We start from the raw sequence: 14,590 nt of genomic DNA, 5'->3' as shown, positions 1-14,590 counted from the left end.
AGCCTGGTTCTTAGTCGAGATAGTCCGAATACTCGCGCTGCGCGTAGTTCTGCAGATTGGCCCACGGCTGTGTCTTGCTGACGCTCGGCTGCAGCTTGACGTCGACCCGGCGATAGAAGGTGTTCGCGCGGTCGCCGCTTTCGATGACCAGGGGAATCTGTTTTTGCTCATCCCACAGGATGCGCTGGAACACGCCATTTTTTTCCACTTCGCGCCAGCGCGCGCCCGTCACGTTCGATGCCTGTTTCGACAGCGGCATGGCGGCCACCAGTTTCGGGTCCAGCAGATAAAAACTGTTTTCCCAGGAACCGTCGAAATTCACGTTTTCGTACTCGGCCTTGGGGACGGAGACGACGATCTTGTCGTGCGCATCGATGTATTCCACGCGTACGGTGTTCTTTTCCAGCATCACATGGCGCGGTATCAGCACGGGATTGAAATGCTTGTGCTCATGTTGCGTGGCCGCAGTCGACGTTTTCAACGTCACCTTCTTGTGCTCGCCATGGCTGTGGCCCGCGTGCGCGTCGGTCGACGGCGCCAGCACGCGCTCGACCCATACGTGGCCGGGGCGGCGCAGCATTTTTTCTTCGTAGCGGCTTTCGCGCGTCACGCCTTCCGGCGTCAGCACGCGGCTGTAATAGGTGATGCCCAGATCCAGGTCGGCGGGAGCGGAAGGGGTTGCAGGAGCGGCTTGCGCGCTGGCGGCAAAGCCGGCGGCCAGGAGGACGGCGATCAGGGTCGATTTCATGGTGTTGCCTTTATCGTGCAAAGGGGGCGGAGGGCAAAACTGCCATCCGCCCCGGTGGGGTTACCGTGTTGATGTGGATCAGAAGCCGAATGCCGCCTTCAGCAAGGCAAATACCTTGGTGTTGTCAATCGTGCCCTTGAAGGCCTTGGCGCCGGCGCCCGTGGCCAGCAGCTTGACGTCGCCGCCGCCGTGGGTTTCGCTGGCCAGACGCACGCCTGTTTCTTGCTGGTAGTTGTCGGCCAGGGCCGTGGCGCTGTCGACGTTGGTGCGCAGGTCAGGGCGGTTCGGGCCGTTGCCGAACACCAGGGTGGTGTAGGTATTGCCGTCTTCATCCTTGCTTGGCTGGTTATCTTTGTAGCCGCGGTTGATGTCGAGGATAGGGTTGCCGCGCTTGCCGTAGCCGTTGAACGCCAGCGTGTGGTCGTGGTCGGCCGTGACGACGATCAGGGTATTTTCCAGCTTCGGATCGGTTTCCCTGACCTTGTCGATGGCCGCCTTGATGGCGTCGTCGAAGGCGATGGTGTCGACCAGCGCACGCTTGGCATTGATGCCGTGCAAGGCGTGGTCGATGCGGCCGCCTTCGACCATCAGGAAGTAGCCAGCGTTATTTTTCGATAGCAGGTCGATGGCTTTCAGCGTCATTTCCGACAGGCTAGGCTGGTTGGCACCGTCGGCCGATGGCTTGGTCGTGCGGTCCAGTTCATAGTCGAGGTGGCTCTTCGCGCTGTACAGGCCGATGAACTTCTTGCCACTTGGCGCGGCTGCCATTTCCGCTTTCGTCGCGGCCACGGTGTAGCCCTTGGCCGCAAATTCGGCCAGCAGGTCGCGGCCGTCGGCGCGGCCGCCCTTGTTGCTGGCCGACCAAGGCGTGAAGTGGTTGCGTCCGCCACCCATCAGCACGTCGACGCCGTCACCCAGGGCCGCGTTGTAGCCGACCCCGCCCGGCGCCGTTTGCGCAGCGATCGCGTATTGCGCATTGCGGTTGCAGATGTGCGAGAAGGTCGTCGCCGGCGTGGCATGCGTCAATTCCGTGGTGGTGATGGCGCCCACAGCCTTGCCCTTGGCTTTCGCCAGTTCCAGGATGGTGGGCACGCTCTTGCCGCCGGCCGGGCAGTTGTCCACGCCCAGGTTGCCGTTGGCGTCGCGGCCCGGTTCCTTGGCGATGGTGTCCTGCGCCATCGAGATGACTTCATTGTTCATCTTGACGCCGGTCATGTAGGCGGCCATCGATGGGGCGCTGTCCGTCGTTTGCGCATCGTTCGAGAACGTCTTGATGCGCGCCGTGCGTTCCAGCTTGTCCATGTTCAGGCTGCCCTCTTCCTTGTACTTGAAGATGCGCGCTGCCGTCACGACGGAAGGGCCCATGCCGTCGCCGAGGAAGAAGATGACGTTCTTGGCGTCGGCGGCGTAGGCGCTGGCGACGCTGGCGGCCACAAGCGTGGTCAGCAAGGAGAATTTCAGGGCAGATTTCAGTGCGGCGGTTTTCAATGCGGGTTTCATGTGCTTGTCCAATTCTTGTCTCTTGGGGATTACAGACCGCCGGCGGTCTTGACCAGGCCGAATACTGTGGTGTTGTCGATGGTGCCCAGGAAGGTTTCCGAACCCTTGCCGATGGCGCCCAGGAAGACGTCGGTGCCGCCGTGGGTTTCATTGCCGACCGCGGTGCGGATCACTGCTTCCTGGTGGTAAGTATTGGCGCTGGTGACGGTTTCATCGAGGCTGGCCATGGCGGCGCGGCTCGATTGCGTGCGTTTTTCGCCATTGCCGAAGCCGATGATCGAGTACGGTGCGCCGTCCAGGTCTTTCTCGACCGCGCCGGTGACGTAGTTCTTCACCACGCCCAGCACGCCAGCGTTGCCGGCAGCCGTCTTGCCCGTACGCTTGGCGTAGCCGTTCAGCACCAGGGTGTGGTCATGGTCGGCCGTGACGACGATCAGGGTATTGGCCAGGGTCGGATCGGTAAGCTTGGCTTTTTCGATGGCGGCCTTGATAGCGTTGTCAAACGCGACGGTGTCTTGCAGGGCCTTCTTGGCCGTGGTTTCGTGCAGCGCATGGTCGATGCGGCCGCCTTCGACCATCAGGAAATAACCCTTCTTGTTCTTGGCCAGGACGTCCATGGCCTTGGTGGTCATTTCCGCCAGGCTAGGTTCCTTGGCCGCATCACGGTCCAGGTCGTAGCTCATGTGGCTGGAGGTGAACACGCCGAACAGGCGGTCCGTCTTGGCAGCATCGACGGCCTTGAAGTCGGTGGCGTTGTTGGCGATGGTGTAGCTCTTCGCTTTCAGCTCGGCGACCAGATCGCGGTCGTCGGAACGCTTGCCGCCGTTCTTGAATGGCGTAAAGAATTGCGCGCCGCCGCCGAGGACCACTTCCAGACCGGTAGTGCCCAAGGCGCTGTTGTAGCCCGTGCCGCCTGGCACGAGGGCCGCAGCGATATCGTTTTCCAGGTCGCGGTGGCAGATGTGCGAGTAGGTGGCAGCTGGCGTGGCGTGCGTCACGCGCGCCGTGCTGACGACGCCGGCTGCGAAGCCCTTGGCCTTGGCCAGTTCCAGCAAGGTGGTGGCGGGTGTGCCGTTGCCGGTGCCGCATTTGTTGACCAGCTTGTTGCCGTTGGCATCTTTGCCCGGATCGATGGCGAGCGTGTCGGCCGACATGGAAATGACTTCATTGTTCATCTTGACGCCCGTCATGTAGGCGGCCATCGATGGCGCGCTATCGGTGACTTGCGCATCGTTCGAGAAGGTCTTGACGAAGGCCGTTTCCGGCAGCGTGTCCATGGTCAGCTCACCCTCTTCGCCCACCGAATAGATGCGCGCGGCCGTCATGGTGGTCAGGCCCATGCCATCGCCAAGGAAAAAGATGACGTTTTTCGGTGGTGCTTCGGGCGCCACGTCTTCTTTTTTGGCGTCGCTGCCGCAGGCGGCCAGCATCAGGGTAAGGGCGACGCTGCAGCCAGCGACGGAAATTTTTCTGCGTGTCATGTGGTTCATCCGGCTAGGTTTGAAAGAGCTAGCAAGATAACAATCCAATGTGACACCCTCATGACTTTGTGACACGTTTTGCAACGGCGCTTCGCCGACGCCTGTGACGTTGTTTTTGCGCACGTTGTCGCTGGAAAAATACAGCGTATCGCGCAAGCGGTCCTGCCCGGCTTTGCCTGCCATTTGTCTGTTGCATCGTTTATTTCGCCGAAATATGCAACAAACTATTGCGGTTTTTCGGGTTTTTCTGCCGAATCAAGCAACGTAAGATGCATGCATCCCCATTATCTTGTGAAGGCACATCATGTTCTCCAAATCTATCAGCAGCGTTCTTGTTTCCACCCTGTTTGCCGCCGGCGCCGCCTCGGCCGCCGCCAGCGCCCCCCTGACCCTGGACGTCTTCAACCCGGGTGAAGCAGCCATCTTCCCCGTCGCATCCGTGCTGGTCGCGGGCAAGCATGATGCCGTGCTGATCGATGCGCAGTTTTCGCGCGCCGAAGCGCAAAAGCTGGTGGAAAAGATCCGCGCCAGCGGCAAGAAACTGACGACGGTGTACATCAGCCACAGCGATCCCGATTTTTACTTTGGCCTCGATGTGATCAAGGCCGCTTTCCCGCAGGCAAAAATCGTCGCCACGCCGGAGACGGTCGCGGAAATCCGCCGCAAGGCCGATGCCAAGGTCGCCTACTGGGGCCCGATTTTGAAAGACAACGCGCCGCACAGCATCGTCATTCCCGAAGCGTTGAAAGGCAAGCACATCGCCCTGGAAGGCCAGTCGCTGGACATCGCCGGCCCGACGCCAGCGCGCACCTATGTGTGGATTCCATCGATCAAGGCCGTCGTCGGCGGCGTGGCGCTGTTTGGCAACTTGCACCTGTGGACGGCCGATACGCAAAGCCTGCAATCGCGTCAGCAATGGCTCAAGACGCTCGATGGCATCGCCGCGCTGAAACCGGTCACCGTCGTGCCGGGCCACTTCAAGGTCGGTTCCAGCCTGACGCCCGACAGCATCGGCTTTACGCGCGACTACCTGGTGACGTTTGAAGCTGAAACGGCCAAGGCCGCCAATTCCGCCGCCCTGATCGAGGCCATGAAACAGCACTACCCAAGCGTGGGTCTCGATGGCGCGCTGGAAACTAGCGCCAAAGTGGCCAAGGGCGAAATGAAATGGTAAAAACCTACTGCGCGACGCGATTTCCGGCCTGCGATGCTCACTGCCTCGGCGGCCCCGTGCCTAGCACAGTTGCGCTTCTCTGGCAGAACTAGCGCCGCTCGCTACGGTTTTTGCAAGTCATCTGTTTCAGTTTTATAAAGGATAGAGTCATGCCCACACTGCATTACATTTTCGATCCCCTGTGCGGCTGGTGCTATGGCGCCGCGCCGCTGGTCGAGGCGGCGCGTGCCGTGCCCGGCCTGACGGTGGCCTTCCACGGCGGCGGCATGATGACGGGCAGCAATCGCCGCCAGATCACGCCCGAGTGGCGCGGCTATGTGTTGCCGCATGACCGGCGCATCGAGCAATTGTCTGGCCAGCCATTCGGCGCCGCCTACGTCAACGGCTTGCTGAACGACAGCACGGCCATGATGGATTCCGAACCGCCGATCACGGCCATCCTGGCGGCTGAAGTATTGGCCGGCAAGGGCCTGGACATGCTGCAGCGCGTGCAGCGCGCCCATTACGTGGACGGCTTGCGCATCGCCGACCTGCCCGTGCTGGTGGCGCTGGCGCAAGAACTGGGCATGGATGGGACGCCATTCCAGGCCGAATATGCGCAGCAGGCGGGCGCCGCCACGCAGCAGCACATCGATGCCAGCCGCGCCTTGCTGGCACAGGTGGGCGGGCAGGGCTTTCCCACATTCGTGCTCGACGACGGCAGCGGCAAGCTGTCCGTGATCGACATCGGGGACTTTTTGGGCCAGCCGGCGAAGTTGCAGGCGCAGCTGGGCGGTGTATGCGACGCTCACGGTTGCCCATTGTAAATATCTATCGTTTTGATAAAATCAATTAGCTTTTCCTTTGTTGTTGGCCTCGTTACACTGATTGCATTAGTCAACAACGAAGGAAAAGCAGCCATGCGCCAACAGCCGCCATTCAGTACCGCCTCGGGCATCCCCGTCGCCGACAACCAGAATTCCATCAGCGCCGGCCCCCGCGGCCCGCTGCTGCTGCAAGACTTCCACCTGATCGAAAAACTCCAGCATTTCAACCGCGAGCGCATTCCCGAACGCGTGGTGCATGCAAAAGGCTCGGGCGCCTACGGCACCTTTACCGTCACGCACGATATCTCGCGCTATACCAAGGCCAAATTGTTTGCCGAAGTGGGCAAGCAGACGGCCACCTTCGCGCGCTTTTCCACCGTCGGTGGCGAACGCGGCAGTGCCGATACGGAACGCGACCCGCGCGGCTTCGCCGTGCGTTTTTATACGGAAGAGGGTAACTGGGACCTGGTTGGCAACAACACGCCCATGTTCTTCATCAAGGACCCGATCAAGTTCCCCGACTTTGTCCACACGCAAAAGCGCGATCCGCAAAGCAATTTGAAATCGGCCGAAATGATGTTCGACTTCTGGAGTCATGCACCGGAAAGCCTGCACCAGGTCACCATGCTGTTCTCGGACCGGGGCACGCCGGACGGCTACCGGCACATGGATGGCTTCGGCAGCCACACGTATAGCCTGATCAATGCCGATGGCCAGCGCGTGTACGTGAAATGGCACTTCAAGACGCGCCAGGGCATCAGGAATCTGCCTGCCGCGGAAGCGGGCCGCCTGGCCGGTGCCGACCCCGACTACGCCCAGCGCGACCTGTTCGGCGCCATCGAACGCGGTGATTTCCCGCGGTGGGAAGTCAAGCTGCAGGTGGCGACGCAAGAGCAACTCGATGCATGGGAGCAGCGCACGGGCTGGAACCCGTTCGACCTGACGAAAGTGTGGCCGCATGCGGACTTCCCGCTGTTACCCGTAGGTATTTTCGAGCTGAACCGCAACCCGGACAATTACCACGCGGAAGTCGAGCAGGCAGCCTTTTCGCCCGCCAACGCCGTGCCGGGCATGGGATACTCGCCGGACAAGATGCTGCAAGGCCGGCTGTTCGCCTACCACGACGCTCAGCTGTACCGCGTCGGCACGAACCACCAGCACCTGCCCGTGAATGCGGCCCGCTGCCCCTTCCATAACCAGCAGCGCGACGGCAGCATGGCGAGCAACAATGGCGGCGCGGCGCAGAATTACGCGAACGTGGCGGCGGCAGGCACGCAGCCGCGAGGCCTGGGCCATGGCGAGGGGGCGCTGGCACTCGATGGTGGCGCGGCGCGCTACGATGGGCGCGGCGTGGAAGACGATTACACGCAGGCCGGCAATCTGTTCCGTTTGATGTCTGCCCAGGCGAAACAGAACCTGTTCGACAACCTGGCCGGTCCCTTGAGCCAGGTGCGCGCGGAAACCTTGCAGCGTCAGCTGGCGCACTTCGACCAGGCCGACCCGGCCTATGGCGCCGGCGTGCGGGCGGCCCTGCAGGCACGCGGCGTGGCGCTGTAATCATGTGTTGCAAGCGGACCTGTCCTGTTCCGCTTGTTGTTGATATAGCACAAATTGGAGAGTGATATCAAATATTGCCGTATGGACATATTTGTCTTCTCTGCGTAGACTTGTCGGTCTGATGATTGCGCCGTCGTCCTGGCGGCGCCCTGACTAGAAAGTCTTGTACTATGAATATGGTGAAGCTGTCGGTGCATGGGGACGACCCCACGCTCAAATCCATCCTGGAAGTCTTGCCTACCGATCCTGAACGGCAATGGCGCAAGGGCGAGCCGAAGGGTGCGGGCCGCGTGCATCTCGATTCCGGCTTCGACGTGCTGATCGCGCAGGCGTCCAAAGCGCAAGTGTTGCCTTCGCGCATACGCACCTACCTGGCCGAATGCCGTTCGCGCGGCGTCACGTTCACCATGCCGCGCATCGTGGCCGAGCTGCAACTGGCGTTGAATGGCGAAGACACGGTCGATGCGCCGCTGGACCTGACCCTGGCCGACATGCAGCACCTGACGGAAATGGGCATCAGCCTGAGCCTGGTGACGCGCTGCGCCGCAGCCTGACATCCAAAATACCGAAAATGGCCGCCCTGAACAGGCGGCCATTTTTCATCACGGTTCTTCGAGTTCGACGGTGACCATATTGTCATCGGGCTTGCGGTCGATCAGCTTGTTGTCGGGATCGATGCCCGCCTTGCCGGGCCGGCTGTTGACGATGACGGTGTAGCTCGCTTCACGCGCCGTCATGCGCAGGCGTTCGCGCAGCAGCGGATGGCCATTCGCATCGTCGACACCGATCTCGATCCAGTCGTGCAGGGGGGCGTCGTGTTCCTCTCCCTGTTCGCCGGCTGTCAATTTGCTCGCCTGCACCTTGAGGGTGACGGCGTACTTGCCGTCGCTGCGTTTGGTGGCCGTGGCCGACAGGGCGCGGTTGTCGAACAGTACGATTTTCTCGAACAGATCATCGATCAGGTAAGCCTGCTCGGGTGGCGTGACCTGGCGCAAGCCGGCTATCAGGGCCGTCACGCTGGCATATGGCGGGCCTTTCTGGCCATGGGTCTTGAGCAGCTCGCGCAGCACGCCGTTGACCTTGTCTTCGCCGATGATGTCTTGCAGCAAGTACATGGCCAGGCTGCCCTTGTGGTAATGGATGTACGCCTGGTTTTCATTCTCGGCCAGCGGCAGTTCCTTCTTGCGCTCTTCGCTGCGCCCCATCAGGTATTGATTCAGGTCATAGCGCAGGAAGCGGCGCATCTTGGCCGGCCCCACGGTTTTCTTCATCACCATCAGGGCCGAATATTCGGCCAGGGTTTCGCTGAGCACGGTGGCGCCGCGCGTGTTGCCGCCGACCAATTGATGCGCCCACCACTGGTGCGCCACTTCATGCGCCGTGATGTAGAACGGATAGTCGATATCTTTCGGGTTCTTGTCGTCCACCTTGGCGATGAAGCCCAGGCCTTCCGAGTACGGAATCGTGTTCGGGAACGATTGCGCAAACGTGGCGTAGCGGGGAAATTCGACAATGCGCAAGACTTTGTGCTGGTAGGGGCCGAAGTTTTTCGTGTAGTACTCAAGCGCTTCCTTGCTGCCATGCACGAAACGGTCGAGGTTGTATTCATGGCCAGGATGGTAATACACGTCGATGGCCACATCCTGCCAGCGCTCATGCCTGACGGCGTAGCGTGCCGACTGGAACGCGTAGAAATTCAGGATCGGCTGATCCATTGTGTAATGGAAGTAATGGCGGCCCTTGGCGATCCAGTCGTTGTCCAGCATGCCCGGCGCGATGGCCGTCTGGCCGTCGATGGTGCTGACGGTGGCGTCAAAGTTGATGCGGTCAGCGTCATTGCTGACGTAATTGTCGGCCAGCCCCCGTGCATCGTCGCGCGGCAAGGCCCGTTCGCGCGCGGGCAAACCGTGTTTCTTGCGGTCGCGCGGGTCCGTCAATTCCAGCTGCGGCTGGTAGCCGATGTGCGGCAGCACCGCATTCGTGAAGAAGGTGCCGTTGGCGACCACGGGCGTGTCCTGGCCCAGGCCGAAGATGCCGCGCGGTGCATAGGAAATGTCGAAATCGAGGCCCAGACTGGCGCCCGGCGCCAGCGGCGCGGCCAGGCGGTAGCTGTAAAAACCCAGCTTGCCGTCATCGAGGCCGGGATGCACGCGCGCATCGAAACGCAGGCGCATGGTGGACGTGGGGTCTTGCTGCACAAAAATGTGGCTGATCGGCAGGCTGGTCTTGTTTTGCAGCATATAGCGGCCCGTGACGGCCAGCGTGCGCTGCGCCGGGTAGATGGCCACGTCGAGTTTCACGTCGGTGATTCTCGGCTGCGGCGTGACGGCAAACTTGCGGTACTGGCGCTCGACACTGGCGCGGTCCGCATCGCGGGCGAATTCGGACGTGTAATCGTTGGCCACGTGGAAGACGTAGAACAGCACGGCGCCGGCACCGACGAAGATCAGGGCGCCGCCGGCAAAACTGGCCAGCACGCCGTGCGTCAGGCCGTGACGCGCCAGGCGCAGGCGGATGCGCCAGCTGTCCTGCGCGCCGCGGGGCCAGAACAGCAGCGACAGTACCGTCAGCATGACGGCCGCGCCGCTCCAGTACAGCAAGTACCAGCGCTCGCGCAACACATAGTGGCCGGCGCCGTTCATGGCTGAATACATGAAGTCCGGCGTGCTGCCGTACAGCAGCAGCGGGTCGCCCAGGCCCAGCGAGGCAAAGCTGATGCTGGCGATGTGGTACAGAATCATGGCGAAATACGCCAGGTATTTGTGATTGATCAACACCTGCAGGAAGATGGCCAGCACGGCGATCAGCGCGTAAGACGGCAGGTGCGACAGGAACAGCGATTCCACGTACAGGCCAGGGTCGAGGCGGTAATAGCCTTTGAAGACCTGGATCGACATGCCGCACAGCATGATGACCAGGCTCAGCAGTGCCTGCAGGCCGATCAGCGCAAACAGTTTCGACAGCAGGGGCAGCCAGTTTGGCACGGGCAGGGCATCGAGCATCAAGTGCGTGCCCGCCTCGCGCTCGCGCCATACCAGTTCGCCCGCGTAGAAGGTGGTAATGATCAGCATGAACAGGGCGAACGAGGCGCTGACCATTTGCAGCACCTTTTCCGTTGTCGGATAGGTATTCGTGCCGTAGAGCGAGCCCATGTCGAGCGCGCCCCCATACATGGTCAGCACGCCGGCCAGCACGATGACGACAAAATAGATGTTCTTGATGGTTTCGCGCAGGTTCAGCCAGCTCATCTTGACGAGCAGGGCGGCCAGGTTGCGCTGCGCGAAGTCCGGCGCTTCCTGCGTCGACAGTGAGGCGTTCGACAGGCGCAGCGGCACGTCACCGTCGCTGCGGCGCTTGCTGGCGCCCGCGTCCGTCGTGGCGTGGAACTGGAAGCGCCAGTAGCCGAGCAGCAAGGCCACCAGGGCGAAGCCGGACCAGATGGCGCGGTTCAGCAAATACACGCCTTCCAGGGTCACCAGGCGCGTGTTGCGCTCCGCGTTCGGCCAGTATTCCGTCAGGCGTATCAGCGCCGTGGTGCCGAAGGGGTCGATCAGGGCGGCCAGGGTCTTGTAGTCGAGGTCGCGCGCCAGCGAGGGCGCCACCAGGTAGCCGATCAGCATGACCACCGAGCTGATGTACACGGGCAGCATGCGCCGCGTGAGGGCGGCGATGACGAAGAAGATGGCGCCGAAGATGAACAGATTGGGCAGCAGGGTAAACACGTACGGCATCAGGTAGGCCAGCGCCCGTTGCGGCCCCAGCCGTTCCGGGTCGATGCCGGGCAGCCAGGCACCCAGCCAGGCACCGATCACGATGCTGGAAAACACCACCGCCAGCACCAGCCAGGCGCCGAGGAAGCGGCCGAATACATACTGATATTTCTTGATCGGCGCGCTGAAGAAGAAATGCTGCATGCCGTACTCGAAATCCTGCTGCACCGAGCGGCCCATCATGGCGGCCACCACCACGGCGCCGAAGCAGCCCAGCAGGCTGCACGTGAACGCCAGCGAGCGCGGTGCGTTGATCAGGAACTTGCCGCCAAAACTGATGCTCGCTTCCTTGAAGACGCCGCCGGCGGCGGCCATCCACAGCATGGCCAGCGCCAGGAACATGGCGAAATACACCCAGGTGGATAGCAGCTTGAGCCGCTGTCGCGCTTCAAAGCGGGCGATGGCAAACATGGCCGCCGCCTCAGTCGCACTGCGGGGCGACGCGGTGGCGCCCGGCAATGGTGGCGAAATACAGGTCTTCCAGGTCGCCGATGGCTTCCTCGAAGCCGTCGCCCGGATCATCGTCGCTGTAGACGTGGATCAGGGTGCGGCCCGACAGCAAGCGCGTGGAAATGACGGCGTGGCGCTGCTGGAAGCTGGCCAGCTCCTTCTTTTCGACAAAGCGCGCCCAGATCTTGCAGCTGACTTCGTCGATGAGTTCCAGGGTCTTGCCGCACAGCAGCAAATGGCCCTTGTTGATGATGGCCATGTTGGCGCACAGGTCGGCCACGTCGGAGACGATGTGGGTCGACAGGATCACCGTCTTGTCTTCGCCTATGTCGGATAGCAAGTTGTGGAAGCGCACGCGCTCCTGCGGGTCGAGGCCGGCCGTCGGCTCGTCGACGATGATCAGTTTCGGGTCGCCCAGCAGGGCTTGCGCGATGCCGAAGCGCTGGCGCATGCCGCCGGAAAAGCTGCCCAGGCGCTGGTGGCGCACGTCGAACAGATTGGTTTGCTGCAACAGGCCATCGACGACTTCGCGCCGGCGCGCCCGCTGCGACAGCCCTTTCAATGTGGCGAAGTGGTCGAGCAGTTCGTAGGCCGTCACTTTCGGGTACAGGCCGAAGTCTTGCGGCAGGTAGCCCAGCATGCGGCGGATCTCGTCCTTGTCGTCGAGCACGTCATAGTCGCCGAAGAAGATGGAGCCGGAATCGCATTCCTGCAAGGTGGCCAGGGTGCGCATCAGGGTCGACTTGCCAGCGCCATTCGGGCCCAGCAAGCCAAACATCCCGGGCGGTATCGTCAGCGACACGTTATCCAGCGCCACCACGCCATTCGCGTAGGTCTTCGACAATTTACGGATCTGCAATTCCATACAACTCCTAACTCATGCGTTGCAGCCCGATGGTGCAGGGCTTCTCTATGCTGGCATTGTATTGAATTTAAGACGTACTGGGCAGTTGCATGCGATACACGGCATTTTCGTGTGTCCAGAGTGCAGATGGGCGGGGTGGATGGCACCCCGTTTTACCCTTGCTGGCGTGTCTAGTTGCGGAAGAGGACCGATTCGCGGTTAAACCACCAGCGGCACAGCATCAAGAGGGCGCCTGCGATCACCGTGGTCGAAGCCAGGATCACGCCGAACATGCGGTAATCCATGGTGCCTTTCACCAGTTCCTTCATGGCCAGCGACACGTTGGTCAGCGGCACCATCGCCCACATCCAGTTCAGTTCGACACCGGGCAGCATGGCCGCTACCGTGGGCAGGATGACAAACAGCATCAATGGCGTGATCATGCCGGCCGCTTCCTTGTAGCTTTTCGCGTAGATCGAGATCGACAGCAGCAGCGAGGCGAAGATGGCGGCCGTCGGCACCAGCATCAGGGTCACCATGGCCAGGTCGGGCAAGCCGATGCTGCGCACCATGACGGCCATGTTGCCTTCCAGCGAACTGCCGAAGATGGCCAGCAGGGCGCCCATGCTGCCGACCATCAGCACGGCGGACGTCATGCCGACGGTAAACAGCACGAAGAATTTGGCCAGCACGATGGCGCTACGCGGCACGGGCGCCAGCAGCAGGGTTTCCAGCGTGCCCCGCTCCTTTTCGCCGGCGCCCAGGTCGATGGCCGGGTACATGGCCGCCGTCAGGCACACCATCAGCAGCAAATAGGGCAGCATGCCGCCGACGATGGCACCCATCTGCTCGCGCTCGTTGGCCGTCGACTGCTTGTCGAGCACGATGGGGTGCAGGGCAAAGGCCAGTTGGGCCGGACTCAGGTTCAGGGCCGACAGCGCCCCTTCGCGCAGGCTGGCGTTGTAGGTCTCGACAATGTCGCGCACCCGCTGCTGGGTCACGTCGACCGTGCTGGCGCTGTTGTAATGCAAGGTGACCTTGGCTTGCTGATGTTGCTGCAGCGTCTCTTCAAAATGGGGCGGAATGACCACGGCGAACTTGATGCTGTCGTCGCCGATGGCGCGCCGGATGTCGCCCTCGCTGGCCAGTGGCACTTCGCGCAAGTTGTGCTGCTGGGTAAAACGCGCGCTCAAGCCCGGCGAATGGTCCTTGCCGAACAGCGCGTAGCGCATTTCTGCCGTCTTGGCGCTCTTGAACATATTGCTTGAAACATAAGCGAAGCCGCCAAAGATCAGCGGCATGGCAAAGATGGGGATGAGGATGGTAAAGATCAGCGTCTTGCGGTCGCGCGTGAGTTCCAGCAACTCTTTCAGATAAATGGTCCACATGGCTCAGGCTCCCTGGTTGATGACGCTGACAAAGGCGTCGTACAGATCGGCACTGCCGCCCAGGTGGCGCAGTTCGCTGACCGTGCCATGGAAGGCGGTGGTGCCGCGGTTGATGATGCAGACGCGATCGCACAGCTTTTCCACTTCGTGCAGATGGTGCGTGGAAAAGATCAGCGGCACGCGCAGCGCCTTGTAGCTGGCGATGAAGTCGAGCAGGATCTTGGCCGACATCACGTCCAGGCCCGTCGTCGGCTCGTCGAGGATCACCACTTGCGGCTCATGCACGACGGTGCGGGCGATCGCGCACTTCTGTTTCATGCCCGTCGACAACTGATCGGCCCGCTTGCCGCCGTATTCCTCCATGTGCAGCAGGGCAAACAGCTCGTCGCAGCGGCGTTTCAGCTTGTCGGCCGGCATGCCATGCAGGCGGCCAAAGTACTCGACGTTTTCGCGCGCCGTCAGGCGGCCATACAGCCCCGTCGAACCGGACAGGAAACCGATGCTCTGGCGCGCCACCAGCGGTTGCTGCAGCACATCGACGCCGTTCACCAGCGCGCTGCCCGCGTCCGCTTGCAAGGCCGTCGACAGCAGGCGCAAGGTGGTGGTCTTGCCGGCGCCATTCGGACCCAGCAGGCCCAGCACTTCGCCCGGGGCGCAGCTGAAACTGACGTCGCGCACGGCGTGAAACCAGCCCTCATGTTCGCGCGGATCGCTGACGTGCACGCCCTTGCCCTTGTGGGGCGGCATGCGAAAACGTTTTGCCAGGTGCTTGACCTCAATCATGTGTTTCATCCATTCAACGGTGAACAACGAGAGTAGCATGCAAAAAATGTAACTTGCAAGGTGGAAATATCGTTTGGTCTATTGAAAAA

Annotated in this window: 11 protein-coding genes; 4 read left to right on the top strand and 7 right to left on the bottom strand. The window is 61.7% G+C overall.

Going from position 1 to position 14,590, the window contains the following annotated elements; genetic code table 11:
- Positions 1-10 precede the first annotated feature (10 nt).
- The 3 genes from ACQ4WN_RS19150 to ACQ4WN_RS19140 all read right to left on the bottom strand — a co-directional run bounded on the left by ACQ4WN_RS19150 (position 11) and on the right by ACQ4WN_RS19140 (position 3,729).
- Positions 11-748 (bottom strand): hypothetical protein, encoded by a 738-nt coding sequence (locus ACQ4WN_RS19150; RefSeq protein ID WP_436552946.1) that lies wholly within the window; start codon positions 746-748, stop codon positions 11-13.
- A 78-nt stretch (positions 749-826) separates the two neighbouring features.
- Positions 827-2,248 (bottom strand): alkaline phosphatase, encoded by a 1,422-nt coding sequence (locus ACQ4WN_RS19145; protein ID WP_436552945.1) that lies wholly within the window; start codon positions 2,246-2,248, stop codon positions 827-829.
- A gap of 29 nt (positions 2,249-2,277) precedes the next feature.
- Positions 2,278-3,729, bottom strand: coding sequence for an alkaline phosphatase (locus ACQ4WN_RS19140; protein ID WP_436552944.1), 1,452 nt, complete (start codon positions 3,727-3,729; stop codon positions 2,278-2,280).
- Between the two features lie 304 nt (positions 3,730-4,033).
- On the opposite strand from ACQ4WN_RS19140, the gene ACQ4WN_RS19135 reads away from it, so the two are divergent.
- The 4 genes from ACQ4WN_RS19135 to ACQ4WN_RS19120 all read left to right on the top strand — a co-directional run bounded on the left by ACQ4WN_RS19135 (position 4,034) and on the right by ACQ4WN_RS19120 (position 7,820).
- The gene (locus tag ACQ4WN_RS19135) at positions 4,034-4,903 is read left to right on the top strand and encodes an MBL fold metallo-hydrolase (RefSeq protein ID WP_436552943.1); all 870 of its coding nucleotides are present in this window, start codon (positions 4,034-4,036) and stop codon (positions 4,901-4,903) included.
- A 149-nt stretch (positions 4,904-5,052) separates the two neighbouring features.
- The gene (locus tag ACQ4WN_RS19130; protein WP_436552942.1) at positions 5,053-5,709 is read left to right on the top strand and encodes a DsbA family protein; all 657 of its coding nucleotides are present in this window, start codon (positions 5,053-5,055) and stop codon (positions 5,707-5,709) included.
- 93 nt (positions 5,710-5,802) lie between these two features.
- Positions 5,803-7,266: a catalase gene (locus ACQ4WN_RS19125; RefSeq protein ID WP_436552941.1), complete on the top strand. Its 1,464-nt coding sequence runs from the start codon at positions 5,803-5,805 to the stop codon at positions 7,264-7,266.
- Positions 7,267-7,436: 170 nt separating this feature from the next.
- Complete coding sequence (locus tag ACQ4WN_RS19120) at positions 7,437-7,820, top strand: hypothetical protein (RefSeq protein WP_436552940.1); 384 nt, start codon at positions 7,437-7,439, stop codon at positions 7,818-7,820.
- Between the two features lie 48 nt (positions 7,821-7,868).
- On the opposite strand, the gene ACQ4WN_RS19115 is transcribed toward ACQ4WN_RS19120, so the two are convergent.
- The 4 genes from ACQ4WN_RS19115 to ACQ4WN_RS19100 all read right to left on the bottom strand — a co-directional run bounded on the left by ACQ4WN_RS19115 (position 7,869) and on the right by ACQ4WN_RS19100 (position 14,501).
- Entirely contained in the window at positions 7,869-11,447 is a 3,579-nt protein-coding gene (locus ACQ4WN_RS19115) for an ABC transporter permease/M1 family aminopeptidase (RefSeq protein WP_436552939.1), read from the bottom strand.
- A 10-nt stretch (positions 11,448-11,457) separates the two neighbouring features.
- Complete coding sequence (locus ACQ4WN_RS19110; protein WP_436552938.1) at positions 11,458-12,351, bottom strand: ABC transporter ATP-binding protein; 894 nt, start codon at positions 12,349-12,351, stop codon at positions 11,458-11,460.
- Positions 12,352-12,521: 170 nt separating this feature from the next.
- Positions 12,522-13,718, bottom strand: coding sequence for an ABC transporter permease (locus ACQ4WN_RS19105; protein ID WP_436552937.1), 1,197 nt, complete (start codon positions 13,716-13,718; stop codon positions 12,522-12,524).
- Positions 13,719-13,721: 3 nt separating this feature from the next.
- A complete protein-coding gene (locus tag ACQ4WN_RS19100) occupies positions 13,722-14,501 on the bottom strand; it encodes an ABC transporter ATP-binding protein (RefSeq protein ID WP_436552936.1) in 780 nt (259 codons plus the stop codon).
- Positions 14,502-14,590 lie beyond the last annotated feature (89 nt).

The organism is Janthinobacterium pasteuri (assembly GCF_051380775.1).
In the GTDB taxonomy this organism is placed as follows: Bacteria; Pseudomonadota; Gammaproteobacteria; order Burkholderiales; family Burkholderiaceae_D; genus Janthinobacterium.
The sequence above is the reverse complement of the archived record's forward strand: the minus strand, read 5'-3'. Positions and strand labels throughout refer to the sequence as shown.